The sequence below is a fragment of the Vibrio sp. EA2 genome (assembly GCF_033042495.1).
GTDB lineage: Bacteria > Pseudomonadota > Gammaproteobacteria > Enterobacterales > Vibrionaceae > Vibrio.
Genome location: NZ_JAWLID010000008.1, coordinates 35,153 through 52,691, shown reverse-complemented (window position 1 = coordinate 52,691; position 17,539 = coordinate 35,153). Strand labels below are relative to the sequence as shown.

The window sequence follows — 17,539 nt, the reverse complement described above, 5'->3', positions numbered from 1 at the left end:
CTAAAGCACCATTACGCAATAGGGTGATTAATAGAAAGGGCACACAATCAGAATTTTCTTACTCTCTTTTCAGTTTAAGATCACATTTTGAACAGATGGTTTATTGATGAGAAGACCCTCCCCCATTACTCTGATTGCCTCGACAACGCCCGTCACTCTTAGTAATACGTTTAAATTTCTACGCTACGAATGTAATGAAATTTAAAATTCATGCATATCCAAACATAAAACAAAAATTTCATTTTAGGTTCTACTTCACATTTGCCTATTAGCTCGAGTGATATATTTGTATCCAGGTAATCGTGCAGTGAGTTGGTTACTGATCGACTCATTAATCAAAGTTTGAATGGTGAAGCAAAGATCACCGCCCTCAGAAAACTTAATTAAGGATGAATATCATGTCGTTAAACACTACTGATTTAAAGATAGACCCAATTGGTGTTGGAGCTATAGGTATAGGCAATGAGCACATCAAACGTGTAAATTACCCCACTGGCGCTCACCTATAATTAATGTATTAGAAACTAATAATAAGTAATACCCAAGTGTATCCAGGCGCAGTGAAATGCACTCGGTTGCAAAAACCAATTCTGTTGCCCTACACATAAAAATAATATTAATTTAGGAGGATTTATGTCCACTAATCCACAACCTGTAGATACAAGCTATAATTTGCGCTATATCCTCGTCATCTGTGCCGTAGCGGCTTTAGGTGGCTTATTACTAGGTTACGACACTGCAGTAATTTCTGGTGCAATCTCCCCGATTGCTACCTACTTTGAGTTGAGCTCCATCGGCGTTGGCTGGGCTGTGTCAAACGTTGCCATTGGTTGTATCATCGGTGCATTTTTATCGGGAAAAATCGCTGACAGGTATGGTCGTAAAAAAGCATTAATTTTATCCGCTTTTCTATTCACAGTTTCCGCAATTGGTGCAGCTGTTGTTGACACGTTCTTTTGGTTTATTGTATTTCGTTTGATCGGCGGACTGGCCGTCGGTATTGCCTCTTCTGTATCACCAATGTACATGTCAGAAGTGTCGCCGAAGAAAATCCGTGGTCGTGCGTTAAGTTCGCAAAACTTTGCCATCGTATTCGGTCAAGTGGTTATCTTTGTTGTTAACTTCTTAATCGCTCAAGGCATGACTCACGAATGGCTGGTTGATGTAGGCTGGCGTATCATGATTGGTTCTGAAGCTATCCCATGTGCGCTATTTGTACTTGCATCATTCTTCATTCCTGAGTCACCTCGCTGGCTAGTACTAGTTGGCCGTGAAGAAGAAGCACTACGAGTTACAGGTAAGATCTTCAACCCTTCATACGCACCTACTGTTATAAAATCAATTCATGACTCTATCCACGAAGAGCAAAAAAATCAGGCTAAAGTTGCAAAACTCCACGTTCATAAAGAGCGCCGTTTCTGGATATTCGTTTACATTGCAGCCGCGATTGTTATCTTCCAGCAAGCTAGTGGCGTAAACGTAATGATGTACTTCGCTCCGGTCGTACTTGAAAAAGTAACCGGAGACAGCCAAGTTGCACTCTTCCTAACAATTTGGGTTGGTGTTATTCAGTTAGTGGGTACTTTCATTGGTTCACTGCTAATGGACAAAGTTGGACGTAAACCATTGTTGAGAATTGGTTCTGTCGGTGCCACATTTGGACTTATTTTAACCTCTTACTTTATTTACCAGTCAGCAGGCCTGCAGGGTGAAGCAGCAATCCAAATGGGTTATTGGACACTCTTTGGCATGATGGTCTTTATGATTTGTTTTGCATTCTCATGGAGCTTGGGGGCTTGGATTGTAGTATCTGAAATCTTCCCTAACCGCTACCGTGGTCTTGGTATGTCGTTTGCGGTTGGTAGTCTGTGGGTGAGTAACTTCCTGATTGGCCTTGTTTTCCCAGTAATGAACGACAGCCCGTTACTCAATGAGATGTTCCGTGGCGCATTCCCTATGTGGGTATTCGCTTTCTTCATGATTGCTTCTTATTTCTTCGTAAGTCGCTACCTACCAGAAACCAATGGTGTGGCACTAGAGAAAATGGAAGAGCATGTTATGGCTAACTGGAATAGAAAACAGTCTAAAAAGGTCAACGTAACCGCTTAATAGGTCAAACTACTGGTAATTTGAAGTCGATGCTTAAAACAAGGCTACAAATTACCAGATTCACTAACTATTAAACGTGAAGTCATTAATAGGTTTATTGGCGTATACTTTTTTGGAGGTTTTTATGAAAATCGCATTCGACGTTGATGTACTAGCAAAACAAATGAGTATCCCGGATATGGTGCACAAAGTTGCAGATTGGGGTTACAAGTATATCGAGCAATCACCTCACCCACGTATCAACCCGTTCTACAAGCACCCACTATTTTCTCGTGAGTGTGAAAGAGAATACAAAACTGCCCTACGTCAGGCTGGCGTTGAACTCTCTTCTTTTATCGTTGTTTATCGTTGGTCAGGCCCAACTGAAGAACGACGTAAACATGCAGTAGCAAACTGGAAAAAAATCGTAGAAATCGCTGTTAACATGGGTGTAGAAGTAATCAACACAGAGCTGGCTGGCGATCCCAACCAACAAGAAATCTGTAACGGAATGTGGTTCCGCTCTATGGATGAATTACTACCTCTATTCGAAAGAGAAGGCATTCGTGTCGAAGTGCAATCGCATCCATGGGATTTCTGTGAACTGAATAATGAAACGTGTGACCTAGTTAAGTCCTACCGTTCGGACAATCTAAAGTACGTATACTCTGCGCCTCACGGTTTCTTCTATGATCAAGGCAAAGGTGACGTTCGCTCAATGTTAGAGTATGCAGGTGACGATCTTTCTCATGTATTGTTTGCGGATACCTTCAACCAAACATTGGATTGTCGTTATATCGCTAACCCTCCTTGGTTGAACAATCAAGGCCGTAGCGATGTCGCTATCCACCAGCACTTAGCGATGGGTGAAGGCGATGTAGATTTCGATACTATGTTCTCAACACTAAGAGATATGGATTTTGCGAATAAGAAATTCGCAGTCGGTGGTGATTCAATTGCTTGTGTTTCTTATTTTGGATTCCCAGAAAAGATGGACGTGCAAGCTCCAGCGGCAAGAGAGCGTTTAGAAAGAGAATTCTTACTTCGATAATATAATAGTTCTAACTATTATCTAGGTACGGGGAAATATTATTTGTCCCGTACCATTAGAATATTATTATTGTCGATTTATTAAATGTGATTGACGTGTTATTAGCGTTCCAGGCATAAGTATTTTGTTGTTACTATTAATATCAGAATTAAGTAGTTCAACAGATTTACTAACCAAAGGGATGAGTTCCTGCCTGAATGTTGTGAGTCTATATTTAGGGGATGACGCTAGATCTATATCGTCAAATCCTACAATAGCAATGGTGTTATCAATTTTGTGGTGATGTAATGCATCCAAAGCACCTATGGCTAAAATATCATTCTCACAAAAAATAGCGTCAACTCTCTGATTAACATCGGTTGTTTTTATGTAGTCAGAAAGGCAATTAAATGCGAGGTCTCTGGCATAGTGTTTGATATTAAATCTGTGCTCGAGTGGTATATCACACTCAGAAAGTTGACTGCTAAAACCTTGAAAGCGTAGCAACCCTGTTGATTTTTGTTCTGGGCCAGACATGTAAGCCATTCTTTTATAACCTAATTTCATAAAAAGATTGGCCACTTGCTGACCCGCTGATATGCCATCAGTACTGACAGAGTGAACGTTTGGCGTATCACAATGACGATAAAGTGAAATGAGAGGGATATGCTCAATATTTTTTTCAACGATTTCTTGGGGTAAGTCTGTACCAAGAAAGATGATACCGTCGACTTGCAGCTGACCTGCTAATGTGAGAGCGTTCTGATAGTCTTTTTTGGAATGAACATTGAGAACAATCGGAATTAACCCTTTATTTTGTAATTTTGATGTGAGTTCATCAAAAACAGTCAATACAACAGGAGAACCTAACTCTGAAATAAGTATGGCAACCATATTCGTTTTGTTTTTTGCCAAGCTTCTTGCAAGTAAGTTAGGTTTGTAACCAAGTTCATCAGCTGCTTGTAGAACTTTATTCAAACTCGAATCAGAAATTGAAGAACCCTGAGTAAATGCTCGGGAAACAGTCCATTTCGATACACCGGCAAGTTTTGCCACATCACGAGCTGTAATATTTTTTGTGACTTTTTCTTTCATTGGCTCAATATTTACATCGACGGCTTATTTTCACAGAATTAAAATATAATCATGGCCCAGTGACCATATCAAATCACGTAATACCACAGAGTATCACTTGTTCTCTGATTAATCGATATATTTGATTATTGACTTCAAAACCAACCATTTTCCCGTTTGTATTTTGGACTTGCTGCGATGCTCACTGTAAAAATGTGATACTCAGCAAATTGCGTGAGAAGCGCTTCTTAACTCTATGCTATGGAATGCATCAACACTGGTTAAAATTCCTAACGCATTGAGCAAATGAGCTACCCCATCACACTTGCTCATTCCTTGTACTATCTCAATTACAGCAGCTCTCACGCTAAAAGGCTGTATCTACCACGTGCACGGTAAAGATGCTCGTATCGAACGTGGTCTAGCTGACATTGATGGCCTACTGGAGCCACGCCCAGTTGAAGACAGTGCAGACCGCACCTGGAACTACGTTGCAGTAGGTTGTGGTCAAGATCTTCAGTGGTGGAAAGAGTTTTTCTCTGTGTGTCATATGATGGGCTACAACGGTGATGTATCACTAGAGATGGAAGACCTGACCATGACAGTGGATGCTGGTGTTGAAACCTCTATCGACGCTTTGAAAGCAACAATCAGCCAGTAATCGCTATTCTCTGTTTAGGTGCTAAGCTATCGAAGCCCAAGAAACACACTGAATGAAATGACATCGAATGGAGTAGCTCATACGAGTTGCTCCATTTTTGCGTAAGAGGGTTTCGAGCACTCATTTGGTCCCCTTCCCTAGCTGGCAGAAAGTAGTGAACCAATCTCTACTCCAACCTATTTGTACGATATGGAATAAAAATTTCATCATATAATTTGTGAATTCAACACCCATCACACAATAGGAGTTTAATTTCACTTACAATTAGTAATGAAATAAAAATTCCACAAATTTAAAGCAGTTCGCTTGTTAACGCGATACCGTGAGAGGCTCAAAGTGAAAACTGAAAAGAAATTAGACCTGATTTGTATGGGACGAATCGCTGTTGACCTTTACGGCCAACAAGTCGGCTCTCGCTTAGAAGATATGGGTACGTTCGCCAAGTATCTCGGTGGCTCTTCAGGTAACGTTGCTTATGGAACTACCGTTCAAGGCCTTAAATCTTCAATGCTTGCCCGCGTTGGCGATGAACATATGGGACGTTTCTTACGTGAAGAGCTGGAAAAAGTGGGTTGCGACACCAGCCACCTTATTACCGATAAAGAACGTCTTACTGGCCTAGTCATTTTAGGCATCAAAGACGAAGACACCTTTCCACTTATCTTCTACCGTGAAAACTGCGCTGACATGGCAATCAGCAAACAGGACTTTACAGAAGAGTACATCGCATCAGCGCGCTGTCTCGCTATCACTGGTACGCACTTATCAAACCCAAAAACGCGCGACGCTGTTTTAACTGCACTTGAATATGCCCGCCGTAACGGAGTTAAAACCGCGCTTGATATTGATTATCGTCCTGTGCTGTGGGGCCTAACTTCACTGGGTGACGGTGAAACCCGTTTTATCGCATCAGATAAAGTGACGGAAGAACTGCAAGACGTTTTGGGGTTATTCGATGTAATTGTCGGAACAGAAGAAGAGTTCCACATTTGTGGCGGCTCTACAGATACCGTTGAAGCACTCAAAGCCGTACGTAAGGTTTCTGGCGCAGAATTGGTTTGTAAACGCGGTGCTCTTGGTTGTTCTGTCTACACGGATTCAATCCCAGAAACTCTGGATGAAGGCATTACTGTACACGGTGTGCGTGTGGATGTGTTGAACGTGCTTGGCGCTGGTGACGCATTCATGTCTGGTCTTCTTCGTGGCTATCTCAACGGTGAAGGATGGGAAAAAGCGTGCACTTATGCCAACGCTTGTGGCGCACTGGTGGTATCTCGTCATGGCTGTGCTCCCGCAATGCCAACCAAAGTCGAGTTAGACAACTATTTAACTCGCGCTAACGATGTTAAGCGCCCTGATTTAGATCCTCAGCTTAACCACTTGCACAGAGTAACGACACGTAAAACAGGGGCATGGGACGAATTATGTATATTAGCGTTTGATCATCGCAGCCAATTGGTCGATATGGCGAAAGAAGTCGGTGCAGATGTTGGAAAAATTCCAGCGCTGAAAAAGCTCATTCTCGAAGCGAGTCGTCAGGTAAGTAGAGAAGCCGGTTTAAAAGGTCAGTCAGGACTCCTTTGTGATAGCACCTTCGGTCAGGATGTGCTTAATGACGTAACGGGTGACAATTGGTGGATCGGTCGTCCAATCGAAATGCCTGGCTCTCGCCCTCTAGAGTTCGAACACGGCAACATTGGATCGCAACTGATCGACTGGCCTTTAGAGCATGTGGTGAAATGCCTGGTGTTCTACAGCCCGGAAGACGATGAAAGCATGCGCACTCTGCAAGAGAAGAAAATAGCAGAAGCGTACCACGCCTGTCTTAAGTCTGGACATGAACTGCTACTCGAAGTCATCCTGCCTGACGGTGTAGTGAAAGAAGATCGCTTATACATTGAAGCTGTAATCCGCTTTTACTCTTTGGGCATTAAGCCAGATTGGTGGAAATTACCGGCACTTGAAAGCGATTCATGGAACACGATGAACAGCTTAATCATCGATCAAGATCCATATTGTCGTGGTGTGGTGATTCTCGGTCTGGATGCCCCTGTAGAAGAGCTTAAAAAAGGCTTTGACCAAACAACTGGCCACGACTTAGTTAAAGGTTTTATGGTTGGCCGAACTATATTTGGTGAACCATCTAAAGAATGGTTGTCTGGAAATATTAATGACCACGCGTTTATTAACAAAATAAAATCAAATTACCTAGAAATAATCCACCTTTGGAAAAACAGAAGATAATATTCCTGAAGATGATGTGCCCTAATATTGCACATCATCTTATCCAAACAGCTAGAGCGAAAAAGAATTGAACAAGTAAGTGGGAAAACAGGTGTGCAACTCAGACTACTCAGCACGAGGCGCGCCTGAACTTTTACAAGCTTAAGCCATTGTTATTATGATATTTAATGTGCAAACCCTACCCTTCAGCACATTTAAAGCATAAGGCTTCATAAGCTTAGTAAAATTGTACATTCGTTTTCCTGTAAACCGTGAATATTGATCACCCCATAACCTCTGTGAAAACAAGGCAAATTCCGTATGGGTAAAATAATTAAACAAACAGAAACTTTCTTATTTTAATTATTTATTTTTCTGAATTAAACAATGAATTAACGAGGTCTGAATGTTTAAGTTCGGGCCGGTCACATGATTCTTAGAAATGAAACCTTAAATTATTGGAGTAATCTATGCCAGTCACTAATATTAAAGAACTAGATGCCCTCGTCACTCGCGTTAAGAAAGCGCAAGAAGAGTTCTCTACTTACTCTCAGGAGCAAGTAGACAAAATCTTCCGTGCCGCTTCTCTTGCAGCTAACCAAGCTCGTATTCCTCTAGCGCAGCAAGCGGTTGAAGAATCTGGTATGGGTATTGTTGAAGATAAAGTAATCAAGAACCACTTCGCTTCTGAGTTTATCTACAACAAATACAAAGACGAAAAAACCTGTGGCGTCCTGGAAGAGGATGACAACCTAGGTACAATGACTATCGCTGAGCCTGTAGGCATCATCTGCGGTATCGTTCCAACCACTAACCCAACATCTACAGCGATCTTCAAATCTCTAATCTCTCTGAAGACTCGTAACGGTATCATCTTCTCACCACACCCACGTGCGAAAAACTCAACTAACGATGCGGCTAAACTGGTTCTAGATGCAGCAGTAGCAGCTGGCGCACCAAAAGACATCATCGGTTGGATTGACCAGCCTTCAGTTGAGCTTTCAAACGCGCTAATGAAGCACGAAGGTATTGCACTTATCCTAGCAACTGGTGGTCCAGGCATGGTTAAAGCGGCATACTCTTCTGGTAAGCCAGCAATCGGTGTAGGTGCAGGTAACGTTCCAGTTGTTATCGACGAAACGGCTGACATCAAACGTGCGGTTGCTTCTGTTCTTATGTCAAAAACATTCGATAACGGTGTTGTTTGTGCTTCAGAGCAGGCTGTAATCGTTCATAAAGACGTATACGACGAAGTGAAAGAGCGTTTCGCTTCTCACAAAGCTCACGTACTAAGCAAAGCTGACGCTGATAAAGTTCGTAAAACAATTCTTATCGACGGTGCGCTAAACGCGAAAATCGTTGGTCAGCCAGCAGCAGCTATCGCTGAAATGGCAGGTGTTAAAGTTCCTGCAGACACTAAAGTTCTTATCGGTGAAGGTCTGGGCAAAGTTGCTTACGAAGACGAATTCGCACACGAGAAACTATCTCCATGTCTAGGTATGTTTAAAGCAGACAGCTTTGAAGACGCGGTTGCTCAAGCGGTAACTATGGTTGAAATCGGCGGTATCGGCCACACTTCTGGTCTATACACTAACCAAGACGTTAACGCAGACCGCATCCGTTACTTCGGCGACAAGCTAAAAACAGCTCGTATCCTAATCAACATCCCGACTACTCACGGTGGTATCGGTGACTTGTACAACTTCAACGTTGCACCTTCTCTAACGCTAGGTTGTGGTTCATGGGGTGGTAACTCTATCTCTGAGAACGTAGGTCCTAAACACCTAATCAACAAGAAAACTGTTGCGAAGCGAGCTGAAAACATGTTGTGGCACAAACTACCTAAGTCAATCTACTTCCGTCGTGGTAGCCTTCCAATCGCGCTTGGCGACCTAGAAGGTAAAAAACGCGCATTCCTTGTAACTGACCGTTTCCTATTCAACAACGGTTACGCAGATGACGTAGTGAAACTACTGAAAGCACAAGGCATGGAAGTTCAAACGTTCTTCGACGTTGAAGCTGACCCAACGCTATCTGTAGTAGAAAAAGGTGCCGCTCAAATGGCGAGCTACCAACCAGACGTGATCCTAGCACTAGGTGGTGGTTCACCGATGGATGCTGCGAAAATCATGTGGGTAATGTACGAGCACCCAGAAACGCACTTCGAAGAACTAGCAATGCGCTTTATGGACATCCGTAAACGTATCTACAAGTTCCCTAAAATGGGTCAAAAAGCTGAGCTTGTTTGTATCACTACGACTTCAGGTACTGGTTCAGAAGTGACACCATTCGCGGTTGTTACTGACGACAAGACTGGCGCTAAATACCCACTGGCTGATTACGAGCTAACTCCTAACATGGCTATCGTTGATGCGAACCTTGTTATGAACATGCCTAAGTCTCTAACCGCGTTCGGTGGTTACGATGCAGTAACTCACGCTCTGGAAGCTTACGTATCAGTTCTTGCGAACGAATACTCAGATGGCCAAGCTCTACAAGCACTTAAGATGCTAAAAGAGTACCTACCATCTAGCTACGCGAACGGTGCAAACGACCCAATCGCTCGTGAGAAAGTACACAACGCAGCAACTATCGCTGGTGTGGCGTTTGCGAACGCATTCCTAGGTGTATGTCACTCAATGGCGCACAAACTGGGTGCTGAGTTCCACGTACCACACGGTTTGGCTAACGCACTGCTTATCTCTAACGTTGTACGTTACAACGCGAACGATAACCCAACTAAACAAACTGCGTTCTCTCAATACGACCGTCCACAAGCACGTCGTCGTTACGCTGAAGTTGCTGACCACCTAGGCCTAAGCCAAGCTGGTGACCGCACTGCTCAGAAGATTGAACGTCTACTAGCATGGATGGATGAGCTAAAAGCTAACCTAGACATCCCAATGTCTATTCAAGCGGCTGGGATTAATGAAGCCGACTTCCTGAATAAGGTCGAACAGCTAGCGATAGAGGCATTCGATGACCAATGTACTGGTGCCAACCCTCGCTACCCACTCATTGGTGAGTTAAGAGCAATTCTCAAAGACTCTTTCTACGGACGCGCTTATACCGAGTCAGAGACAGAAAACGGCGTGACCGATAAAGAGGCCGAAAAGAAACCCGCAAAGCGTAACGTAAAAGCAACCAGCAAAGCTGCGTTGGCATAGCCACCAAAACACGCCTCCTCTACGTCGGAGGGGGCGTTAGCCTCCGGCTACATACTCTCCATCAAAGTGGTCTCTCTGATACGTCACAGCTCCACCAAACATTCTTATCAATGTACATCATCGCTTGCTTCTAAATGTCCACCACACCTATACGTTACCTATCTCATTAAAAATCGATGCCTTGATACATGACACTATTGTCGTCGCTTTTAATGTAACTTTTTAACGGCTTCAATCGACTTTATTAATGCCTTAGGAGATCGATTTTTCACACGCTCTAACGGCAAGAAGTTGGCAAATGCAAATTTTCACTCTCTTTTATCTAATGAAATGAAAATTTCGCAATTTTGCAAAAAGTATCATCCATCACACCATTATTTTGTTTTTAGTGAATCAACACGCCACAATCTAATCAGGATCACAAAAGCTAACAACATTTCAGAAAAACATTGCAATGAAATAAATGTTCCATAATATCTAAATCATTAGATTTAATATGCTAGCAAGGCATCAGGTCACAAGTTTCGTCTCACCTGCTGTCGACTAAATTATCTGGAGTAAAGTGGTTATGAACACGATTAAAATGACAACCGCACAAGCGCTGGTTAAGTTTATGAATCAACAGTATGTTGAGTTCGATGGAATAGAACATAAGTTTATTCATGGCATCTTTACCATCTTTGGTCATGGCAATGTTGTCGGCCTGGGACAAGCACTAGAAGAAGACGCTGGCTCACTCGAGGTATACCAGGGTTGTAACGAACAAGGTATGGCTCATATCGCGATGGGTTACGCGAAACAAAACAAGCGCAAAAAGATCTATGCCGTCACCTCTTCTGTCGGCCCTGGCGCAGCAAACATGGTAACAGCAGCAGCGACAGCAACAGCGAACCGCATCCCAGTGCTTTTCCTACCGGGAGATACATACGCGACTCGTCAGCCAGATCCTGTTCTACAGCAAGTTGAGCAGTATCACGATGCATCAATCAGCACCAACGACTGCTTCAAACCCGTTTCACGTTACTGGGATCGCATTACTCGCCCAGAGCAACTGATGTCTGCAATGGTCAACGCGATGCGTGTATTGACGGATCCAGCCGACACTGGCGCAGTCACGATTTGTTTACCACAAGATGTGCAGGGTGAAGCTTACGACTTCCCAGAGTACTTCTTCAAAAAACGCGTACACCGCATTGAACGTCGTCCAGCGACTAACCCAATGATTGATGACGCGGTTGCTCTAATTAAGAGCAAGAAGAAACCGATGCTTATTTGTGGTGGTGGCGTACGTTATTCAGAAGCACACGATGCATTCCGTCAGTTTGCTGAGCGACACAATATTCCTTTCGGTGAAACTCAAGCGGGTAAGAGTGCGATTGTCCACGACCACGAACTTAACTTGGGTGGCGTAGGTACCACAGGTTGTCTTGCTGCTAACCGAATTGCGCGTGATACAGACTTAGTAATTGGTGTGGGTACTCGCTTTACCGATTTCACCACATGTTCTAAATCACTATTCCAGAACCCAGATGTGGATTTCTTAACTATCAACGTCTCTGAGTTTGATGCAAGCAAATTAGATGCAACTTCGGTTGTCGCTGACGCCCATATCGCTCTTGAAGCAATCGGTGAAAAGTTAGCTCAACTTGGCTATGTGAGTGGCTACAGCGACGAAATTAAAGCTGCGAAACAAGCTTGGGACAAAGAACTAACCCGCTTATTCAATGTTCAAATAGGCGAAGGTTTCGTTCCGGAAATCGGTGGTCACTTTGATGATGAGTTGGCGGAATACCGTGAAGCACTTAATACCGACTTAGCCCAAACTCGCGTACTAGGCTTGCTAGATGAACATCTTGAACCGGATGCCATTATTGTCGGTGCAGCTGGTTCACTCCCTGGCGATCTGCAGCGTGTTTGGCGACCAAAACGTCCGGACACTTACCACATGGAGTATGGCTATTCATGCATGGGTTACGAAGTGGCCGCGTCGATTGGTGCAAAAATTGCGAATCCAGAGCAACCTGTTTATACCATGGTCGGTGACGGTTCCTACATGATGCTGCATTCAGAGCTACAAACATCGATTCAAGAAGGGGTGAAAATCAACGTACTCTTGTTTGATAACGCGGCATTTGGCTGTATCAATAACTTGCAGATGAACCATAAAATGGGCAGCTTCGGCACCGAAAACCGTTTCAAAGACCCGAAAACAGGCAAGATGAGCGGTGGATTAGTGCCTGTTGATTTTGCAAAAAACGCAGAGAGTTACGGTTGTAAAGCCTACCGAGTACATACTGAAGAAGAGCTCATCGCCGCATTGGCCGATGCAAAACAGCAAACCGTATCAACCCTGATTGATATAAAAGTGCTACCAAAAACCATGACAAACGACTACGAGTCATGGTGGCGCTGTGGTACGGCTCAAGTCGCTGCGAAACCAGAGATTGAAGCTAAAGCTCTGGAAAACGTAGAGAAATTGAAAAAAGCGCGTCAGTACTAAACGATCCAGAGCTCGGGGTAAATAAAGTCTCACTCACTTCCTCACCCTGAGCTCAGGATAAATACTAACAATAAGTTTAATCGAGCGGTTTGCCCGTCCAGCGTGACTCCTGAGACGGGCTTTTTTATTTGTCGTAGTTCGAAATATCGTCTTGGCTAGAAAGAGCCACCAGCACTTAAACCCTATCTTTCAGCTGCACGAATCCATTTTTTCAACTTCCAATAACATTTGAAATTTATTTTCCGACTTGATCACAAAACGAATCAAATATCCCACTTTAAATTGAAAATGAAACAAATATTCCGTATAAAGGTTTTATTGAAACGTGAAACGCATATGGGCATTGCCTTAACGCAGACACAAAAACTTTAGCATTGGAACCATCCTAGTGATGACGGTAAGAGTTTAAGCTCTGAGGAGAAGAATGTGAGTATTGAGAAAAAGCTAGATGTCATTTGTATGGGCCGCATTGCGGTTGATCTTTACGGTCAACAGATCGGCGCTCGTTTAGAAGACATGGGATCTTTTAATAAGTACCTTGGTGGCTCATCAGGTAATGTGGCTTACGGCACAGCAGTACAAGGATTGAAATCATCAATGCTTGCACGCGTTGGTGACGAGCACATGGGCCGTTTCCTACGTGAAGAACTCGAGCGTGTTGGCTGTGATACTAGTCACTTGATCACTGACAAAGAGCGTTTGACGGGTCTGGTTATTCTGGGCATCAAAGACGAAGATACTTTCCCTCTGATCTTCTGCCGCGAAAACTGTGCTGACATGGCAATCAGCAAAGATGACTTTACTGAAGAGTACATCGCGTCTGCTCGCTGTCTGGCAATCACTGGTACTCACCTATCCAATCCAAAAACGCGCGAAGCCGTACTTACCGCATTGAAATACGCTCGTCGCAATGGTGTAAAAACGGCGCTAGACATCGACTACCGCCCAGTACTTTGGGGTCTGACTTCACTGGGTGATGGCGAAACTCGTTACATCGCTTCAGACAAAGTGACTCAAGAACTGCAAGAAGTACTTGGCCTGTTCGATGTTATTGTCGGCACAGAAGAAGAGTTCCATATTTGTGGTGGTACAGATAACACTATCGATGCACTAAAAGCCGTACGTAAAGTTTCTGATGCTGAACTAGTGTGCAAACGCGGTGCACTAGGCTGCTCTGTATACAGCGAAGAAGTGCCAAACGATCTTGATGACGGTCTGACTATTCACGGCGTTCGCGTTGATGTACTTAACGTTCTTGGCGCTGGCGACGCATTCATGTCTGGTTTGCTACGTGGCTACCTAAACGACGAAGGCTGGGAAAAAGCATGTGCATACGCTAACGCCTGTGGTGCATTGGTGGTTTCTCGTCACGGCTGTGCTCCGGCAATGCCAACTAAGTTAGAGCTTGATAATTACATCACTCGCGCTGCTGATGTTAAACGCCCTGACCTGGATGTAGAGCTCAACCACTTACACCGCGTTACGACACGTAAAGCTCCTCAGTGGGATGAGTTATGTGTAATGGCATTTGACCACCGAAGCCAACTTGAAGACATGGCTCGTGAAGCAGGTACAGACACGGCACGTATCAAGACGCTGAAAAAACTTATCTTTAAAGCAAGCCAACAAGTCGCACAAGAAGCGAACTTAGCGGGTAAAGCAGGTTTACTGTGTGATAGCACATTCGGCCAAGATGTACTCAATGAAGTGACAGGACAAGGTTGGTGGATTGGCCGTCCTATCGAGTTACCGGGTTCACGTCCACTGCGCTTAGAGCACGGTAACATCGGTTCACAATTAATCGACTGGCCACTAGAACACGTTGTGAAATGTTTGGTGTTCTACAGCCCAGAAGACGAGCTAGATATCCGTACAGAGCAAGAAGAACTGGTTCAAGAAGTCTACCAGGCATGTTGTAAATCTGGTCATGAGTTGCTACTGGAAGTCATCCTGCCTGCTGGCGTGAAGAAAGAAGACAGACTTTACATTCAGGCTTTGGAGCGTTTCTACGACCTGGGTATCAAGCCAGACTGGTGGAAACTGCCTGCTCTTGAAGCCGATAGCTGGGACACGGTCAGCTCAGTAGTCACAGAGCGCGATGCATTCTGCCGTGGCGTAGTCATCCTAGGCCTAGATGCACCTCAGGAAGAGCTACAAAAAGGCTTTAATGCAACTGCGGGTAAAGAGATCGTAAAAGGGTTCGCGGTTGGTCGTACGCTATTTGGTGAGCCATCACGTCAATGGCTGGCGAATAGCATTAACGATGAAACGCTGATCGAAAATATCAAGCAGAACTACCACAACCTGATTGCACTTTGGCGTCAGCGTGGTTAATTCCCAATAAAAACGCTAGATAGGTATGAGAGCTTTTTCTGTTGGGCTTAAGTACCTGTTCTTAGCAACCCCAAAGCGCCCATCTGGGCGCTTTTTACATGGAGCGAAGAAATGATCATCACAGACCCTTGGTTTTATATCGTATCCATACCCGCAGTCCTCATTTACGGAATCGGTAAAGGGGGACTCGGTGGCGCATTAGGTGTCATTTCAGTACCACTAATGGCTTGGACCATCTCACCAACCCAAGCCGCTGCGATACTGCTGCCGATCTTATGTGTTATGGATTTCTTTGCCGTTAAACACCACCGCCATTTTGCAGATGTTCGGGTGATAAAACGCATGTTGCCAGCATCGGCCCTCGGAGTAGCTCTGGCTGCGTTGTATTTAGGAAGTATGACTGAGTCTAGCGTAAAGCTGATTGTTGGGCTGTTATCAGTACTATTCTTCTTTATGCACCTGTTTCAGCGCAAACAACCAAAACCCGGAGGAACGTTTTCAGCTTGGTTCTGGAGTACGTTATGCGGCTTTTCCAGTACCGCCATTCATGCTGGAGGTGGCCCTGCCAGTCTTTACCTGCTCCCGCTACGGCTCGAAAAAACCACATTGATCGCAACGATGGCCGTTCTGTTTGCCATTATCAATCTGTTTAAACTGGTGCCATTTACTTTACTTGGCACCTTCGACAGCACCAACTTGCTGACCTCTCTGGTTCTCATGCCATTGGCACCATTAGGCGTAAAAATCGGTGTGTGGTTACTGGATAAAGTCCCTCAACAGACGATCTACCAACTGTGTTACGGCTTCTTACTCTTATCCGGAACAAAATTGCTCGTTGAAGGGATAAGCTAAAACTGTTCTTTCACCCGATAATTCTTATTACAAAACGAAATGACAAAGGGAGCCAGTTTGGCTCCCTTCTATAGTATCGGCGAGAAATAAAGACGATTAACTCACGCCCATCAAGCCCAGTATAATGATGGCGACAACCGATGCTGCGGGTGCTGCGCACGTAGCCATAAACACTGGCATATAACTTTCTCGGTAAGAGCACTGAGAAACCGCCAGTACCGTAATGACCAGCCCCGAGTGTGGTAACGTATCAAGAAGGCTGCATCCAAACAGTACTAAACGATGGATCAAGCCGTGATCAATCTGATGTTCAGCCGCCAGACGCAAAAAATCATCGCCAAACACTTCCATTATGATCCCAGTTCCACCCGATACCGACCCCACCACACCAGCTAGCAAAGCCGAAGTAACAGTAATAGTTAGTAGCTTCGTCCCAGGTATTGCAAGTAGAAACCCTTTTATCAGAGCGAATGCTGACAAACTCTGGATAACATTACCGTAGCCAACCTGAACCGCCGTATTGAAGATTGCCAGCAAGGAGTCTACCGCTCCTTTCGACAGCGTGTGTAATGTCGATCGCAAATAACGGCGCATCATATAAATACTGACCACTAAAGAAGCACTAATTGAAATTGTGATTGGCCAAATTCCTTTAACGCCACCATATGGCGCGTAATACTCAATTATCTCTGGGCGAGAGAAATACTGAGTAAGCAAAAAGTTACCCACGATAACCATGATGATCGGAAAAAATGATGTAAACACGCCCGGTAGATCAGCGCTCTCTGTCTGCTCACTTTCGAATGGGTACCCTTCCCCATTGCCCTTCGCTTTGGCAATGGCTCGGTTTAAATACACGTTTGCAATCAACACCCATATCACGACCGCAATAATGCCAGGAATAATCGCGGCATAAATCGTCGTACCTAACACCGGAATTGGAATGGTATTGGAAAACTGAGCCGAGCCTGGTGCCACATAAGCAGGCATGGCACCAGCAAGAATCGCAGCTGGAATAAAACGTCTCGGCAAATTAGCCATTGCAAACAAGTTTTGCGCCACAGGAAAAGCAGCAAAGATAACAACGTATACCGCTACGCCTCCGTAAACCAATAAGAAAGAAGCGAAAATCACAGCCAAACACGCTCGAGACTCTCCCATATAAGCAGAGATAGAGTTAGCGACGGTTTTCGCAGCGCCAGAAGCGTTCATTACCACGCCAAATATCGCCCCAACCAGAAAGACCGGATAGTAAGCTTGAACAAAGTGCGCACTTCCCTCCATCAGAGGGCCCGTCCAAGCGGTCAGTACCGGCATATCATCACTGAAACTAACCGCAAGCATTGCCATTAATGGTGAAACAACCAATACCGAAAAACCGCGATAAATCATCACAATAAGTAGTATCAATGACAGAATAATGCCTAAGAGATCCATTCTAAACTCCATGAAAACGTAATGACTCTCCTATATCGCTAAAGCCCTAGCCGTATAGAAAGAAGTAAGTAGTTAGAGAAAAAGCAGGGGCCCGCACTCATTGCTCAGTTAGTGCGTCCTGCGTGGTGTATAGATGACATTGTATTTCATTTCAAAAACAAAATGAAATTATT

At 44.3% G+C, this 17,539-nt stretch carries 10 protein-coding genes; 8 read left to right on the top strand and 2 right to left on the bottom strand.

The window, feature by feature from the left end:
* The first annotated feature begins 633 nt into the window (after nt 1–633).
* Nucleotides 634–2,109: a sugar porter family MFS transporter gene (locus RXX31_RS16210; RefSeq protein ID WP_317590637.1), complete on the top strand. Its 1,476-nt coding sequence runs from the start codon at nt 634–636 to the stop codon at nt 2,107–2,109.
* 124 nt (nt 2,110–2,233) lie between these two features.
* A complete protein-coding gene (locus RXX31_RS16205) occupies nt 2,234–3,139 on the top strand; it encodes a sugar phosphate isomerase/epimerase (RefSeq protein WP_317590636.1) in 906 nt (301 codons plus the stop codon).
* Nucleotides 3,140–3,205: 66 nt separating this feature from the next.
* Here RXX31_RS16205 and RXX31_RS16200 read toward each other — a convergent pair whose 3' ends face one another.
* Entirely contained in the window at nt 3,206–4,213 is a 1,008-nt protein-coding gene (locus RXX31_RS16200; RefSeq protein ID WP_317590634.1) for a LacI family DNA-binding transcriptional regulator, read from the bottom strand.
* A gap of 367 nt (nt 4,214–4,580) precedes the next feature.
* On the opposite strand from RXX31_RS16200, the gene RXX31_RS16195 reads away from it, so the two are divergent.
* The 6 genes from RXX31_RS16195 to RXX31_RS16170 all read left to right on the top strand — a co-directional run bounded on the left by RXX31_RS16195 (nt 4,581) and on the right by RXX31_RS16170 (nt 15,929).
* Nucleotides 4,581–4,853: a hypothetical protein gene (locus RXX31_RS16195; protein ID WP_317590633.1), complete on the top strand. Its 273-nt coding sequence runs from the start codon at nt 4,581–4,583 to the stop codon at nt 4,851–4,853.
* Between the two features lie 336 nt (nt 4,854–5,189).
* Nucleotides 5,190–7,097, top strand: a complete 1,908-nt coding sequence (locus tag RXX31_RS16190; RefSeq protein ID WP_317590631.1) for a bifunctional 5-dehydro-2-deoxygluconokinase/5-dehydro-2-deoxyphosphogluconate aldolase — start codon at nt 5,190–5,192, stop codon at nt 7,095–7,097.
* A 449-nt stretch (nt 7,098–7,546) separates the two neighbouring features.
* Complete coding sequence (gene adhE / locus RXX31_RS16185) at nt 7,547–10,243, top strand: bifunctional acetaldehyde-CoA/alcohol dehydrogenase (RefSeq protein WP_317590629.1); 2,697 nt, start codon at nt 7,547–7,549, stop codon at nt 10,241–10,243.
* A gap of 568 nt (nt 10,244–10,811) precedes the next feature.
* Nucleotides 10,812–12,743 (top strand): 3D-(3,5/4)-trihydroxycyclohexane-1,2-dione acylhydrolase (decyclizing), encoded by a 1,932-nt coding sequence (iolD, locus tag RXX31_RS16180; RefSeq protein ID WP_317590627.1) that lies wholly within the window; start codon nt 10,812–10,814, stop codon nt 12,741–12,743.
* A 426-nt stretch (nt 12,744–13,169) separates the two neighbouring features.
* Entirely contained in the window at nt 13,170–15,077 is a 1,908-nt protein-coding gene (locus RXX31_RS16175; protein WP_014232092.1) for a bifunctional 5-dehydro-2-deoxygluconokinase/5-dehydro-2-deoxyphosphogluconate aldolase, read from the top strand.
* 111 nt (nt 15,078–15,188) lie between these two features.
* Nucleotides 15,189–15,929 carry a sulfite exporter TauE/SafE family protein gene (locus tag RXX31_RS16170; RefSeq protein WP_317590625.1) on the top strand — a complete coding sequence of 247 codons (741 nt, stop codon included), beginning with the start codon at nt 15,189–15,191 and terminating at the stop codon, nt 15,927–15,929.
* A 96-nt stretch (nt 15,930–16,025) separates the two neighbouring features.
* On the opposite strand, the gene RXX31_RS16165 is transcribed toward RXX31_RS16170, so the two are convergent.
* Nucleotides 16,026–17,366 (bottom strand): GntP family permease, encoded by a 1,341-nt coding sequence (locus tag RXX31_RS16165; RefSeq protein WP_317590623.1) that lies wholly within the window; start codon nt 17,364–17,366, stop codon nt 16,026–16,028.
* Between the last annotated feature and the right edge of the window lie 173 nt (nt 17,367–17,539).